12 protein-coding genes are annotated in these 13,426 nt (G+C 67.2%); 5 read left to right on the top strand and 7 right to left on the bottom strand.

Annotated features, from left to right (window positions below; genetic code table 11):
- Positions 1 to 28: 28 nt before the first annotated feature.
- Together IPK85_21600 and IPK85_21595 are read right to left on the bottom strand one after the other, a co-directional pair.
- Positions 29 to 481 (bottom strand): SET domain-containing protein, encoded by a 453-nt coding sequence (locus IPK85_21600; GenBank protein ID MBK8249961.1) that lies wholly within the window; start codon positions 479 to 481, stop codon positions 29 to 31.
- A gap of 56 nt (positions 482 to 537) precedes the next feature.
- Complete coding sequence (locus IPK85_21595; GenBank protein ID MBK8249960.1) at positions 538 to 786, bottom strand: DUF2007 domain-containing protein; 249 nt, start codon at positions 784 to 786, stop codon at positions 538 to 540.
- 164 nt (positions 787 to 950) lie between these two features.
- Here IPK85_21595 and IPK85_21590 point away from each other — a divergent pair, with 164 nt between their 5' ends.
- The gene (locus IPK85_21590) at positions 951 to 2,930 is read left to right on the top strand and encodes a S9 family peptidase (GenBank protein ID MBK8249959.1); all 1,980 of its coding nucleotides are present in this window, start codon (positions 951 to 953) and stop codon (positions 2,928 to 2,930) included.
- Positions 2,931 to 2,961: 31 nt separating this feature from the next.
- Here IPK85_21590 and IPK85_21585 read toward each other — a convergent pair whose 3' ends face one another.
- The 3 genes from IPK85_21585 to argJ all read right to left on the bottom strand — a co-directional run bounded on the left by IPK85_21585 (position 2,962) and on the right by argJ (position 5,494).
- Entirely contained in the window at positions 2,962 to 3,480 is a 519-nt protein-coding gene (locus tag IPK85_21585) for an FKBP-type peptidyl-prolyl cis-trans isomerase (protein ID MBK8249958.1), read from the bottom strand.
- Between the two features lie 80 nt (positions 3,481 to 3,560).
- Positions 3,561 to 4,235 carry an alpha/beta hydrolase gene (locus IPK85_21580; GenBank protein MBK8249957.1) on the bottom strand — a complete coding sequence of 225 codons (675 nt, stop codon included), beginning with the start codon at positions 4,233 to 4,235 and terminating at the stop codon, positions 3,561 to 3,563.
- 86 nt (positions 4,236 to 4,321) lie between these two features.
- Entirely contained in the window at positions 4,322 to 5,494 is a 1,173-nt protein-coding gene (argJ, locus tag IPK85_21575; protein MBK8249956.1) for a bifunctional glutamate N-acetyltransferase/amino-acid acetyltransferase ArgJ, read from the bottom strand.
- A gap of 228 nt (positions 5,495 to 5,722) precedes the next feature.
- Between argJ and IPK85_21570 the strand changes: the two genes are divergently transcribed.
- Genes IPK85_21570 through IPK85_21560 form a run of 3 tightly spaced genes read left to right on the top strand, consistent with a single transcriptional unit; the run spans position 5,723 to position 7,965 of the window.
- Positions 5,723 to 6,100 carry a DUF4345 domain-containing protein gene (locus IPK85_21570; protein MBK8249955.1) on the top strand — a complete coding sequence of 126 codons (378 nt, stop codon included), beginning with the start codon at positions 5,723 to 5,725 and terminating at the stop codon, positions 6,098 to 6,100.
- Positions 6,101 to 6,158: 58 nt separating this feature from the next.
- Positions 6,159 to 6,974 carry a fumarylacetoacetate hydrolase family protein gene (locus tag IPK85_21565; protein ID MBK8249954.1) on the top strand — a complete coding sequence of 272 codons (816 nt, stop codon included), beginning with the start codon at positions 6,159 to 6,161 and terminating at the stop codon, positions 6,972 to 6,974.
- Between the two features lie 13 nt (positions 6,975 to 6,987).
- The gene (locus IPK85_21560; protein ID MBK8249953.1) at positions 6,988 to 7,965 is read left to right on the top strand and encodes an ankyrin repeat domain-containing protein; all 978 of its coding nucleotides are present in this window, start codon (positions 6,988 to 6,990) and stop codon (positions 7,963 to 7,965) included.
- 14 nt (positions 7,966 to 7,979) lie between these two features.
- Here the strand turns inward: IPK85_21560 and IPK85_21555 are convergent, their stop codons facing one another.
- Complete coding sequence (locus IPK85_21555; protein ID MBK8249952.1) at positions 7,980 to 9,617, bottom strand: DEAD/DEAH box helicase; 1,638 nt, start codon at positions 9,615 to 9,617, stop codon at positions 7,980 to 7,982.
- Positions 9,618 to 9,890: 273 nt separating this feature from the next.
- On the opposite strand from IPK85_21555, the gene IPK85_21550 reads away from it, so the two are divergent.
- A complete protein-coding gene (locus IPK85_21550) occupies positions 9,891 to 12,782 on the top strand; it encodes a tetratricopeptide repeat protein (protein ID MBK8249951.1) in 2,892 nt (963 codons plus the stop codon).
- A 39-nt stretch (positions 12,783 to 12,821) separates the two neighbouring features.
- On the opposite strand, the gene IPK85_21545 is transcribed toward IPK85_21550, so the two are convergent.
- On the bottom strand, positions 12,822 to 13,406 hold the full coding sequence (locus IPK85_21545; protein MBK8249950.1) for a nitroreductase: 585 nt from the start codon (positions 13,404 to 13,406) through the stop codon (positions 12,822 to 12,824).
- Positions 13,407 to 13,426 lie beyond the last annotated feature (20 nt).

Raw genomic sequence — 13,426 nt, 5'->3', positions numbered from 1 at the left:
GCCCGCGTGCGTACGGGCGAGGGTGCGTTCAGGAGGCGTCCGCCGGCTCGCTGACGATCGTTCCGTAGTCGACGAACAGTTCCTCGCCCGCGGCTATGGGGCGCAGTGCCTCGAACCACGCCCCCTCATCGACCGAGGCAATGTTCGGGGTGTCCGAGTGGTTCAGGAAGAGCGACAGGTCCATGCGCTTGAAGCCGTGTGCGGGGACGAAGTAGTGGTCTTCATCAAACAGGCAGTACGTCTCCACGAGGACCCGCGCGTGTTCCGGGAGTGACTCCACCTCCTCGCGCCGCACCGTGACCCAGTCGTCCGCCGCGTCGGGCGCGCCAAACATGGTGCGGCATCCCTGGGGGATATCGCGAAGCGCGAAGACGCCGATGCCCTCCACGGGAGACGGGCGGAGCGCCACCCAGGTGTCCTGCTGCAGCAACCTGATGAGCGCGGCGCGTTGGGCCACAAGGGTGGGGGCCGGGTTCGTCATGGCGCACAATGTACTCCGTCCCTCCGCGACCGGAGGAAGGAGCGGGGCTCCGCTCGTCAGGTACCCGCGCCCCCTTCGTCCGCGGGATGCTCCACGGCGGTGTGCAACAATTCCCGCGCGAGTGTCTCATCCTCGCGGCGCACGTAGAGGCGCACGGGGAAGGCGAGCGCAAGGCTCGGGAGCGCCCCGCCGGCGGTGTCCGCAAGTACGCGCGCGGGGATCCCGTTTGCTTCCAGGATGCTCGCCGCCAACCCGGCGTCGATCTCGCTGAGGTACGTCTCCAGCACGACGATGTCGTCCGACATGAAGTCCTCCCCGGAATGTACCGGCCACTTCGCCCGGTTCACGTTGGGATCAACTAGTGCCTGGGCGTGACGTTTCGCTAGGGCACCCGTTGGGCACGGAAACCGTTGCGCACGCCCGTCCCCACCTGCAGCTTCGCGAGAGCCTCGACCCAACGGAAACGCCCATGCGCCGCCTGACCCTCCTCGGCCTCTCGACCCTCGCCTTCGCCAGTTCCCTCGCGGCGCAGGCGCCCAAGCTCATCAACCTGCGCGACATGCTCGCGCGCCCGACCTACGGCGGCTACCAGATCTCGCCGGATGGCCGGATGGTGCTGTTCACGCGCACCGACCGCGACCCCAAGGATTGGGCGGCCACCTCCCACATTTGGCTGCACGAACTCCAGGGAGGCCGCACCTACCAGCTCACCAACTCGGCGCGTGGCGAGAGCAATCCGCGGTTCCTTCCCGATGGGCGCATCGCCTTCACATCCAATCGCGAGACTCGCACCGCCTGGTATGTCATCAACCCGGGAGGCGGCGAGGCCGTCAAGCTCGTGGAGGGCGACAGCATCCCGACCGGCGGCCAGTTCTCCGCGGACGGCACGCGCCTGGTCTACACCGAAACCACCGAGCGACCGGACAAGAAGGAATGGGACGACAAGGTCAAGAAGAAGGACGACGGGTACTACGCCGAGAAGAAGCTGACGTACACGCACGTGTGGATGTTTGACTTGGCCACGCGCACGAAGAAACAGCTGACCAAGGGCGAGTTCGACCACAACGGCCCGGCGTTCTCCCCGGATGCGAAGTGGGTGGTGTACTCGAGCAATCGCAGCAATCTCACCATCCGCGACGCCAACTGGAGCAACAACAGCGACCTGTACCTGGTCTCCACCGATGGTGGTGAGCCCCGCCAGCTGACGACGAACCCCGGCCCGGACAATGGTCCGCGGTTTTCACCTGATGGGCAGTGGATCGCCTACGCGTCCAGCGATCGTCGCAACTCCTCGGCCGACCAGACGGACGTGAAGGTGATCAGCACGCAGGGCGGCGAGCCGCGCAACCTCACGGCGGACCTCGACTACTCGGTGGCAGACATTGACTGGTCGCCCGACGGCAAAACCCTCTACTTCTCGACAGCCGAAGGATTGACGTCGAAGCTCTACAAGGTGTCGCCCAATGGAGGAAAGCCGCAGGAGGTCTCGTTTGGCAAGGACTTCGTCTACGGGAACTTCAGTGCGACGGCCGATGGCGCGAAGTGGGTCGTCACCGGGGGGACGCTGTCTGATCCCGGAATCGTGTATGTGACCGGAACCGACGGCGCCCAACCGACGCGCATCCTCGCCCAACACAACGCCCTAGACGGCTTCCGCGTCGCGCGCGCGGAGCCGTTGACCTGGAAGGGGGCAGACAACTGGGACATCGAGGGGATCCTGACGTATCCGCTCGACTATCAGCCCGGCCAGCGCGTCCCGTTGGTCCTGCAGGTGCACGGCGGGCCACACGGGCGGTTCAGCGCCAACTTCAACCAGAGCGCGCAGACCTGGGCGGCGCGCGGTTACGCAGTCCTGCAAGGGAACCCGCGTGGCTCCTCCGGGCGGACGCTCGCGTTCAGCAATGCCAACACGAATGACTGGGGCGGCAAGGACTTCACCGACCTGATGAAGGGCGTGGACCGCGTGATTGCCATGGGGGTGGCCGACTCCTCGCGCATGGCGGTGATGGGCGGGAGTTACGGCGGGTTCATGACCTTCTGGACGATCACCCAGACCAACCGCTTTAAGGCGGCCATCGGCCATGCCGGCATCTCCGACTGGTATTCCTTCTTTGGTCAGACGGACATCCCGAACCTGCTGGAGTTCGGCTTTGGGGGGCTCCCGTCGGCGAGCAAGGTGACGTATGAGCGCTGGTCGCCGATCGAGCATGCCGCGAAGGTGACGACGCCGCTGCTGATCACGCACGGGGAGAACGACCTGCGGGTGCCGATCCCGCAGGCCGACGAGTACTACCGGCTGCTCAAGAAGCTCGGCAAGACCGTGGAATTCCTCCGGTATCCACGCGAAGGGCACGGCATCACCGAGCCCATGCATCGGCTCCACCTCGAGGTGGAGCAGGACAAGTGGTTCTCGGAGTACGTGCTCAAGCGGACCAAGGCGGTGAGCTGAACCACCAACTGGGACCGCCGGCGCCGTCAGGCTAGCGCTGGTCCCAGGTGCGACAACGCACCTGGTTGGCCGGTGTGCCCTGCGGGATTGGGGGCGCATCGGTCACATCCATCAGCTCGACGTCGAAGACCAGCGTCGCCTTCGCCGGAATGGTGGGCGGGCGACCGTTCTCGCCGTACGCCGCCTGGTAGGGCAGGAAGAGCCGACGCTTTCCGCCGACCTTCATCCCCTCGAAACCGGCGTCCCATCCGGAGATCACCTGACGCGCGCCCTGTCGGAACACCAGCGGAGTCCGCGGCTGGCCGTTGGGCAAGGTGTCGCGAGAGGAGTCGAACTTCTTCCCATCCGTGAGCCACCCGGTGTAGTGGGCGTAGAGGCACTTGTCGGGCGCGGCCGACTTACCGGAACCGGTCGTGACGTCGATGAACCGGACCGTATACAGGGTCTTGGCCTCCCCGGCAGCTACCGGGACAGACGCGGGAAGCTTCGGAAGGCCGGAGGAGCGGCAAGCGCCGAGTGACAGCGCGAGGATGAACAGGGGAAGTCGCATGGGTTCGTGGGGGGGGCGGAAGAACGCAGACGGCAGACGGCAGGGCCATGTCTGCGCTCACGCGGGCCCCGGCGCAAGACCTATCCGGTTTGTATGGCCTCGGCCCACTCACACCACCTGGCCGCGAGTGTGTTCATCACCTCCGTCGCACCCATGCCCGTGAGCTTCTTGCGCACCTTGAACGAGTGGTCCCCGTCAGGGATCAACGACAACGTGGATGTCGGCAGGGTGGCGACCACGGGCTGGAGGAGCTCCAGCCGCGCGAACTCATCGCGATCCCCCTGGAGGAACAACAAGGGGATGCGGACCTTCCCCAGGTGCTCGGCGCGCGTGATCCCCGGTTTGTCGGGCGGATGGAGGGGGAACCCGAGGAAAGCGAGGCCAACGACCTCGGGCAGGGGATCGCGGGACTGTGCCTCGCTGGTCATGCGCCCACCAAACGACTTGCCACCCGCAATGCACGGCACGCCGGGGACCAACTCCTGCGCGCGACCGACCGCGGCGCGCACAACGGCGCTGGTGACCTCCACCGGATCGACGCGATTCCGGCCGGCATCCATGTACGGAAAGTTGTACCGCAACACCGCGACATCCCGCGCGACGAGTTGCGCGGCGAAGTCGGCGAGGAAGGCGTGGTGCTTCCCGGCCCCGGCGCCGTGCGCAAGGACGTACACCATCGTTGGGGATGCCGGCGCATCCAGGAGCGCCGTCACCGTCCCACCCGGATAGTCGACCGTGGTCTCGCGTGTATTCATCGCCTGGGTGAATGTGCTCCCGAATGCCTCCCGTGCTGCTCGTGCCGCGCCCTGGCAGTTGACCGCCCGGCGCAGCGCCCCCCGGATCAGGAGCTGTAGTACGCCGCATTCTCCTCCACGTACCCCTTCGTCAGGTCGCACCCGAACGCCATCGCCTGCCCCTCTCCCACGCCTAACGCGACCTCGATGTGCACTTCGTCCGCCGAAAGCGACTGGCGGACGACCGCATCATCGAAGGGCAGGCGTCGTCCGCCCTGCACCACCTGGAACCCGTTGACCCACGCATCGGTCTGGTCGGGAACGATCGTGCAGTCGAAGCACTTGCCGATCGCCATCAGGATGCGGCCCACGTTGGGATCGGCGCCGTGCACCATCGTCTTGATCAGCGGCGAGTTGTTGATCGCCTTGGCGACGAAACGTGCCTCGCCTTCGTCCAGCGCGCCACGCACGCTCACGCGCAGCATCCGCGTCGCCCCTTCACCGTCCCGGGCAATGATCTCCGACATCCTGATGCATCCCTGCGTGAGCGCCGCCGAAAACCCCGCGCGTGGCGCGTGGCCAGCGAGCCCGTTGGCCATGATCACACAGGTGTCCGACGTGCTCGTGTCCGTATCCACCGAGAGCATGTTGAACGAGTCGCGCACCGCCTCGCGCAACATCTCATCGAGCTCCGCCGCCGTGAATCGCGCATCGGTGAAGATGTAGACGAGCATGGTGGCCATGTTCGGCTCGATCATCCCGGCGCCCTTGGCCACCCAGGTGATCGTCGCCTCGGACCCGGGGACCGCGCAGGAGATCGTCTTGGGATGGGAATCGGTCGTCATGATCCCGGTCGCACCGACGAGGGGATCGTCCTGCAGCTCCGCAGCCATCCCGACGATCCCGAGTTCGATCTTTTCGATGGGAAGCGGTACCCCAATGACGCCGGTCGAGCTAACGAGGACGAGATCGGGCGTCGTATCAAACTCCGCCGCCCCGGCCACCGCCATCCGCCGTGCGTTGGCAACGCCTTCGTCCCCGGTCGCCACGTTCGAACACTTGGAATTCGCCACGATGGCGCGCAGCACCCCACCACGAACGACCTCGCGGCCCAGGATGACAGGCGCACCCGGGAAGTGGTTTCGGGTGAAGACGGCCGCCGCTGCCGCATCCACGTCGGAGACGAACGCCGCCAGGTCCTTGTCCGACGGCTTGAGCCCTACATTTCGGCTCGCGCAGCGAAAGCCGCGGGGAAAGCGGGATGGGGTGTGGAAGAGCACGTGAAGTCGGTCGGGGTGGCGGCGAACGCAAATACAGACGGCAGACGGCAGACGGCAGACGGCAGACGGCAGACGGCAGACGGCAGACGGCAGACGGCAGACGGCAGACGGCAGACGGCAGACGGCAGACGGCAGACGGCACCGATGGTTGTGCCTCTGCCGCTCCTCGCGCAAGCCCCCAGCTCCAGCTCCACGGCCACCAGTCACCACCAACCAGCCCCCTCTCCCTTGCCCGCGCGCTTCACGTTAGGCATCACCGGCCTCATCTTCGTCGTCATCGGCGTGGGATTCATCGCCGTCCCCGTCTCTTGGGCCGAGTCCGTCGGTATCGTCCTGCCGACCGCCATGGCCCGGACCGACCTCCGCGCCACCTACGGAGGGTTCGACCTCGCCTTTGGCCTCTTCCTCGCCGCCTGTGCCCATCGCCCCGCCTGGCATGCGCCGGGACTCTACGCCGCTGCCCTCGCCCTCGGCGGGTTCGGTCTCACGCGACTCGCCGGACACGTCCTCGACGGGCCACTCGACCCCTTCATGTGGAAGCTGCTCGCCTTCGAGCTCCCGGCGGCTGCGCTCTGCATCTGGCTGTATCGCAAGGAATCGCGCTGAGGCTCCTTCCCGGATCGCGTCCGGCGGGTAGCATTTCCTGCTCACGTTCCGGATCGCCATGCGCCCGATCACGCTGCTTGCCCTCCTCGCTGTCGCCACCGCCCTGCCGGCCCAGACGGTCCGCTACGTCCGCTATCTGCAGAACGGCCAACCCACCCTGGGGAGCATCGACGGGGAAAACATCCGCGAGTTGCGCGGCGACCTGTTCAACAACCCGCGCCCAACCGGCCGCAGCGTCAAGCTGTCGGCGGTGAAGCTCCTCCCCCCGGTCGACCCGGTGAAGGTCATCGCGGTGGGCCTCAACTACAAATCCCACCTGGGCGAGCGCCCGGCGGCCGCCTACCCCGGCCTCTTCGCCAAGTACCCCACCTCGATCATCGCCCACGGCGAGAACATCGTCTCACCCCCCGACGCGAAGAACCTGCATTTCGAGGGCGAGATGGTGCTCGTCATTGGCAAGAAGGCGTCGAAGGTCTCGAAGGAAGACGCCAAGTCATACGTCTTCGGCGTCACGGTCGGCAACGACGTGAGCGAACGGGACTGGCAGCAGAAGGACCTGCAGTGGTTCCGTGCCAAGGCCAGCGACACCTTCGGACCGTTAGGCCCGTGGATTGTCACGGGGCTCAACTACGACGACCTCCTGCTCCAGACCCGCCTCAACGGCGAGGTCGTGCAGTCGCAGCGCACGAAGGACCTGATCTTCAATGTCAGCGAGATCGTCAGCTACATCTCGCAGTACGTCACCCTGATGCCGGGTGACGTGATCTACTCCGGCACCCCGGGCTCCACGAAGGCGATGAAGCCGGGTGACATTGTCGAGGTGGAGCTGGAAGGAGTCGGCATCCTCCGCAACCCCGTGGTGCAGGGGAAGTAGCCACAGGTCATCGATGCGACAGCCGTTGGAGCTGAGTGTCGCGCGACCGATCTTGCTGCACGATGGTGTGACCTCGACGACCACCGACGTGTGGGAGACCTTGGTCGCCGGCCACGACGGCGACCTCGCGCGCGTCCGTCGGCTCGTCGATCACTGCCCTGCACTCGCGACCTGTCAGTACGACTACACCTCGCCGCTGCACCTTGCCGTGCGCGAGGGGCACCTTGAGGTGGTGCAATTCCTGGTGCAGCGCGGCGGCATCGATCCCGCGTACCGCACCCACCCGTTCCTCGAGTCATTGCCGACGGTGGCGCACGATCGCGGACTGCACGCGATCGAGGCGTTCCTCACGACCAGCCTCGCGGACCCGGCGCTGCTCCGCCCGAAGGGCGACACCGCACGCATCGAGCGCGGCCACAATGAGGACCAGCGGGCATTCCAGGACGCGGTCGACCGCGGTGACTACGCGGCTGTCGAGGCGTTTCTCCGCGACCGACCGTTTCTGGCCACCGACCCCGACCTCTTCTGGGGCGAAGGCGTCCTCTCCGCGCCTGCCAACGCCAACGATCGGCAGATGGTCGACCTCCTGCTGCGGTATGGCGCCTCGGTGCCCACCATGTCCAAGTGGCCAAAGGAGTACTACGTCAAGCATCTCGACATGGCTGCCCACCTGCTGGCGAACGGCATGGACCCGAACCACCACACCTGGCGCAACGTGACCCTGCTGCACGACCTGTGCTTCAAGGGCACCGTGGAGAAAGTGCGATTGTTGCTGGACCACGGGGCCGCCACGGACCGGATCGACGACGAATTCCGCTCCACTCCCCTCGGCCTGGCGGCGCGGCAGGGCCGGGAGGACGTGGTCGCACTGCTCCTGGAGCGCGGCGCCAGCGTGCGTGCCGCGGGCGCCGACTGGGCGACACCACTCGCGTGGGCGCGTTCGAGAAATCACACGGCGGTCGTCGAGACACTGGTGCTAGCCGGTGCCTGACACGTGCCGGGCGCCTATTTCTTCACGTCGCGCCGGATCGCCAGCTTCTTCCCCTTGATCCCCGCGCGCGTGAGGGCGGCAACCACCCCCTCGGCCGCATCGGCCGGCACGTCGATCAGCGAGTGCCGGTCCAGGATCACGATGGACCCCAGCTGCCGCGCCTCGAGCGAGGTATGCGTCACAATGGCCCCGACAATGTCCCCGGGACGGATCTTGAGCTTGCGACCCCCGCCGATGAACAGCCGCTCGCGCGGCCCCGGCGCGTTGGCGCGCACCTTGGATGCTTTCGGTGCCTTGGGATCCGGGATCTCCTCGGCGGTGTCGTCCCCGTAGCGCGAGGCAATCATCTGCACCGCGGCCGCGGCCACGTCCATGATGTCGAACTCCTCGGCCAGGTGCTCCACGACAGGACGCGAGCCCTCGAACTTCGCCGCGACAATCGCCTCCCGCAGGCTGGCCTGGAGCGCTTCCATGCGCAACGCGCGCAGGTCAGCGACCGTTGGCACGGCCTTGATCACGATCTTCTGGCGCGTTTCCGCCTCGATGATCCGCAGCTGCCGATGTTCGCGCGGCTCGGCGAAGGTGATCGCCACCCCTTCCCGTCCCGCCCGCCCCGTGCGGCCAATGCGGTGGACGTAACTCTCCGCCGCCGCCGGCACGTCGTAGTTGATCACATGGCTCACGTGCTTCACGTCGAGCCCGCGCGCAGCCACGTCGGTGGCGATGAGGAGGTCGGTCGCCTTGGACCGGAACGCCGCCATCACCCGATCGCGCTGCTGCTGGTTATGGCCCCCGTGCAGGGACGAGGCACGCAACCCGCGCGCACCCAGCACTTCGGTGAGTTCGTCCACCTCGGTGCGCGTGCGGCAGAAGACCATCGCTGACGTCGGCTGCTCCACGTCCAGCACGCGGCTCAAGGCGGCGACCTTGTGCGCCCGCGCCACGATGTACGCTTCCTGCCGGACGCGCGGCGCCTGGTCCATGTTGGACGGCGCATGCGCGATCGTCACCCGGGCCGCGTCCCGCAGGTACCGCGAGGCCAACGACGCGATGCGCGGCGCCATCGTGGCCGAGAAGAGCACGGTCTGGCGCTCGGCCGGCGTGGCCGAGAGGATCGCCTCGAGGTCCTCGGCGAACCCCATGTCCATCATCTCGTCGGCCTCGTCCAGCACCACGGTGCCTAACGCTGACAGCTTGAGCGACTTGCGCTGAATGTGGTCCAGCGCGCGGCCCGGGGTGGCCACGACCACGTCCACGCCCCGCTTGAGGGCCCGCAGCTGGCCGTCCATGGCCGCGCCGCCATAGATCGGAAGGGCCGAAACCCCCAGCGCCTTGCCATACCGATGTACCGCCTCCGCCACCTGCATCGCCAACTCCCGCGTAGGAACGAGGATCAGCGCGCCGGGTGCACCGGGCGGTCGCGTGGTACCCGACAGCCGCTGGATGAGCGGCAGGGCAAACGCCGCGGTCTTGCCGGTCCCGGTCGCTGCCTGCCCGATCAGGTCACGGCCCTCGAGCAGGATCGGGATCGCCTGAGCCTGAATCTCGGTCGGTTCCTCGTAGCCGAGCGTGGCGAGCGCCTCCAAGAGCCTCGCATCAAGGTTGAGGGTCTCGAAGGAGGTCGCTGCGGGCGTCGGTGTGGTTTTCTTCATGCAGCAAGCTAACGGGCCCCTTCAATCGGAACTGGCGTTTTTCGATCGCCGCGTGGTGTCGACGACGGCTTTCAAGCGGCGCGCCCAGTCATTGGAGTGCGCCAAGATGGGAGGGATGTACACCCCTTCTCCCGCGGTTGGCCAACCGGTAGAATCGGGCGTCGACACCGCCTGTCCCGGGCCGTAAGGAACCCTAGCCCACCTCGACAGGCAGGCGCGTGCGACCAATCCTGGTCAGGGAGCTGTTTGTACCCTGTCACGCGGAGTCGGTCTGTGCGCCACATCTGGCTGTTGCTCAACTTCGTTGGCCTGGTCACCGGAACGGCGCAACCGTCGGCGAACCAGGCGTCCGCCGACCTGTCAGTTTCGCGCCGACTGGCTGCCGCCCAGGGCGCCGCCCGCATCCCCCTGCTCGCGAACCTCGCTGAGCAGCGCCGTGAGGAAGCGGATACCGTGCTCGCCATCACCAACGAAGCACTGCTGCTGTTGGCCACCCACCCGTCCGTCGAGTGGGAAGCCCGCATCCGCGCCTCGCGCAGCCACGCCCTCGAGGTCAAGGGCAATTTTCCGGACGCCCTCGCCGAAGCGCAGCGTGCGGAGGCGGTCGCGCGCCCATCAGGACGCGCCGCGTCGCTGGGCGCGGCGATGTACCAGACGGCCACCGTGGAATGGCGCATGGCACGGTACGACTCCGCGCTCGTGCACGCTGAACGTGCCCGCAACCTCCTGGCCACGGGAGGGGCCACCGATACGTGGATCCGGGCAGTGTCTCTGGTTGGGGCCATCCATCACGCCATGGGCGACCTCGAGCGCGGGCTCCAGGGGTACCTGGCGGCGCTGCGGATCTCCGACTCACTCGGGAACGAAATCGCTGCCGCCCGATCGCACAACAACATCGGCCTCATATACCTCGATCTCGAGCGAACGGCCGAGGGACTCGACGCGTTGCGCCGGGCACTCGCGATTCACGAGCGACTTGGCCCCCAATCCAACCTCGCCAACACCCTGAACAATATCGGGCTCGCCCTCCTCGAGGAGGAAAGGCCCGCGGAAGCGCTGCCGTACCTGACGAGGGTGCTGGCGATGGATCGCGAAGCGGGAAACCCCTATGGTGAGGCCAAGGAGCTGATCAACATCGGCGGTGCCTATGAAGATCTGGGCCAACCGGCGCGCGCGCTCGACTACTTCACGCAGTCGCTCGCCCTGCGGGAACAAATCGGTGACAAGGATGGGATGGTGCGATCGATCGGTGCGATCGCCAAGGTGCGGATGCGAACCGGCGACCCGCGCAGCGCGATCCCACTCTTCGAGCGCTCGATTGCGCTCGCGGGCGAGATCCAGAACCGGATAGACGAAGCCGAACAGCTCGGGCTGCTCGCGCAAGCGAAGGCAGCCGCCGGCGATAGCGCCGGGGCGTACGCGACGTTTAGGCTCTTCCACGAACGGCAGCAAGCCCTCCTCGACAGCGCGAGTCACCAGCGCATTGCGGAGATGGAGGCACAGTACAGGACGCGCGAGCGGGAACGCGACCTCACGCAGGTTCGACAGCTGGCCGAGTCTCGCCGCCGATGGCTGATCAGCCTGTCGATCGCAAGCGCCCTGCTCGCCGGCAGCCTCATGCTGGTCGGCGTCCTGCACGCGACGAAGCGGCGTGCGCGCCGCGCGCACGCAGAATCCGAGGCGCGATACCGCACGCTCTTCCAGTCCTCGACCATTCCGACCCTCCTCGTGGATCGGGAGCGCCGAACGGTCATCGACCTCAACGGCCCCACACGATCGCTGCTTGATCTCGCGGCAGATGTGCGAGCCCTGCCGCTGGCGGACATCGCCGCCGAGCCCATCCGGCTCGCGCTCGCACGCCTGCTGGATGCGCCGCGAGACGGGTCCATGGCCTTCGATGACCGGTGGACCGACGCAACCGGGCAGACGTGCTGGACGGAGGTGCGCGGCAGCGAAGTCGCACTCGACGGCCGGACCTCCCTCCTGGTCACGGTGCGCGATACCTCCGACCGTCACCGTCAGGACGAAGCACGCGAGCGCGAGGACCGCATCCAATCCCTGGGGGTGCTCGCCGGTGGGATCGCCCACGACTTCAACAATGCCCTGATGGCGATCCTCGGCAACGTGTCGTTGGCCAGGAATGCCGCGGACGAACAACGGAACGAGTTGCTCGGACAGGCAGAACTGGCGACACTGGGTGCCAGCCGCCTCACGCGACAATTGCTCACCTTCGCGCGGGGCGGACAGCCCGTGCGCCGAGCCACGAGCATCGCACAGCTGTTGCCAGGCGCCGTCGCGCTGGCCGAGGCGGGCGTGAAGGCCGCCGTGGACCTGAAGATCCCTGAGGGACTCTGGGCTGCAAGTGTCGACGCCGGACAATTCAGCCAGGTGATCGCCAACCTGGTGCTCAACGCGATCGAGGCCACCGACGGGCGTGGCCACGTGCGGGTGCGGGCGTCGAACCATGCCGGGACACTGGAGCCGGAAGGGGCGTCAGACAGTGCGCAGTTTGTTCGCATCGACGTGGAGGACGATGGCCCCGGCATTCCGGATACTGTGCTGCATCGAGTCTTTGATCCGTATTTCACGACCAAAGCCGGCGGCAACGGACTCGGGCTCGCGACCGCCTACTCCATCTGCCGTCAGCACGGCGGCACGCTGCGCGTGACATCGCGCGAAGGCGCCGGAACGACGTTCAGTGCCTGGTTTCCGGCGGGCGTGGACTGGGCAGTGGTCGCGCCACCAGCTCCCTCGGAGCAGCCGGACGGCGCGGGCACCATCCTGGTCCTCGACGACGAACCGATGGTCCGTCGCGTCCTCCAACGCATGCTGGCGGACTGGGGGTACGCCGTGCAGGAGTGCTCGGACGGCGCCGAAGCCGTTTCACGCTACGCAGAACGCCTGTCGCAGGGCATGCCCTTTGACCTGCTGATCATGGACCTGACGATTCCCGGCGGCATGGGTGGCCGGCAGGCAATGGCGGAGATTCTCGCCATCGACCCAAATGCTCGGGCCATCGTGGCGAGTGGATACGCGGATGACCCGACGATGTCCGCCTTCCGTGATGCGGGATTTCAGGCGGCGCTGGCCAAGCCGTTCCAGCGAGAGGATCTGGGGCGGGCGATCACTGCCGTGCTGGGCGAGTCCGCGGTGCGAAAGGGGTGACAGCCGCGCGACCTGCTGTCACCCGGCGACCAACGGTGCTCAGGCCAACCAGGCCGTGACTTCGGCAGCCGCGCGGCGCGCGACGGGCTCACGTTGCTCGGCTGGTTCGCCCAGGTCGATCAGCGAGACGATCCGTTCTCCATCCGGGACCCCGAGCGCCGCACGCGCGCGCGGATCCTCCATGATCGCCCCCGTCTTGATGTGCGTCCCCAGGCCGAGCGCCGTTGCCGTGAGCGCGAGGTTCTGCACGGCCATCATCGTGGCCGCGTAGTCCTCCTCGCGCGTCTCCAGGTTCTCGGCGAGGACCATCGCCACGGCAACCTGTGCCGGCAGGGCCGCACCAGCCGCGGCGACCTTGTCGATCATCGCCTGTGCGGCGGCAGGATCCTCGATCTTCTTCGCCTTGCGAGCGCCGAGGACGGCGCCGTATGCCCGGCGCGCTTCCGGACCCATGACGTAGAAGCGCCACGGCTGCGTGAGGCGGTGGTTCGGGGCGAGGGTTGCCGCGGCAATTAGCTGCTCAAGCTCCTCCCGGGTCACCGGGCGGCTGGTGAACTGGCGAACAGAACGTCGGGTGCGAATGGCGTCGGCGAGGTTCATCGAGGGCTTCGAGGCGTGGAACACGGGCGGGGTCCGGCGAGGTA

It is taken from the genome of Gemmatimonadota bacterium, from assembly GCA_016712265.1.
Classification (GTDB): domain Bacteria; phylum Gemmatimonadota; class Gemmatimonadetes; order Gemmatimonadales; family Gemmatimonadaceae; genus RBC101.
The sequence above is the reverse complement of the archived record's forward strand: the minus strand, read 5'-3'. Positions and strand labels throughout refer to the sequence as shown.

Excerpts from the sequence above, each read along its gene's own strand:
- IPK85_21600 (MBK8249961.1), bottom strand. The coding sequence starts at position 481 with ATGACGAACCCGGCCCCCACCCTTGTGGCCCAACGCGCCGCGCTCATC.
- IPK85_21595 (MBK8249960.1), bottom strand. The coding sequence starts at position 786 with ATGTCGGACGACATCGTCGTGCTGGAGACGTACCTCAGCGAGATCGAC.
- IPK85_21590 (MBK8249959.1), top strand. The coding sequence starts at position 951 with ATGCGCCGCCTGACCCTCCTCGGCCTCTCGACCCTCGCCTTCGCCAGT.
- IPK85_21585 (MBK8249958.1), bottom strand. The coding sequence starts at position 3,480 with ATGCGACTTCCCCTGTTCATCCTCGCGCTGTCACTCGGCGCTTGCCGC.
- IPK85_21580 (MBK8249957.1), bottom strand. The coding sequence starts at position 4,235 with ATGAATACACGCGAGACCACGGTCGACTATCCGGGTGGGACGGTGACG.
- IPK85_21565 (MBK8249954.1), top strand. The coding sequence starts at position 6,159 with ATGCGCCCGATCACGCTGCTTGCCCTCCTCGCTGTCGCCACCGCCCTG.
- IPK85_21560 (MBK8249953.1), top strand. The coding sequence starts at position 6,988 with ATGCGACAGCCGTTGGAGCTGAGTGTCGCGCGACCGATCTTGCTGCAC.
- IPK85_21555 (MBK8249952.1), bottom strand. The coding sequence starts at position 9,617 with ATGAAGAAAACCACACCGACGCCCGCAGCGACCTCCTTCGAGACCCTC.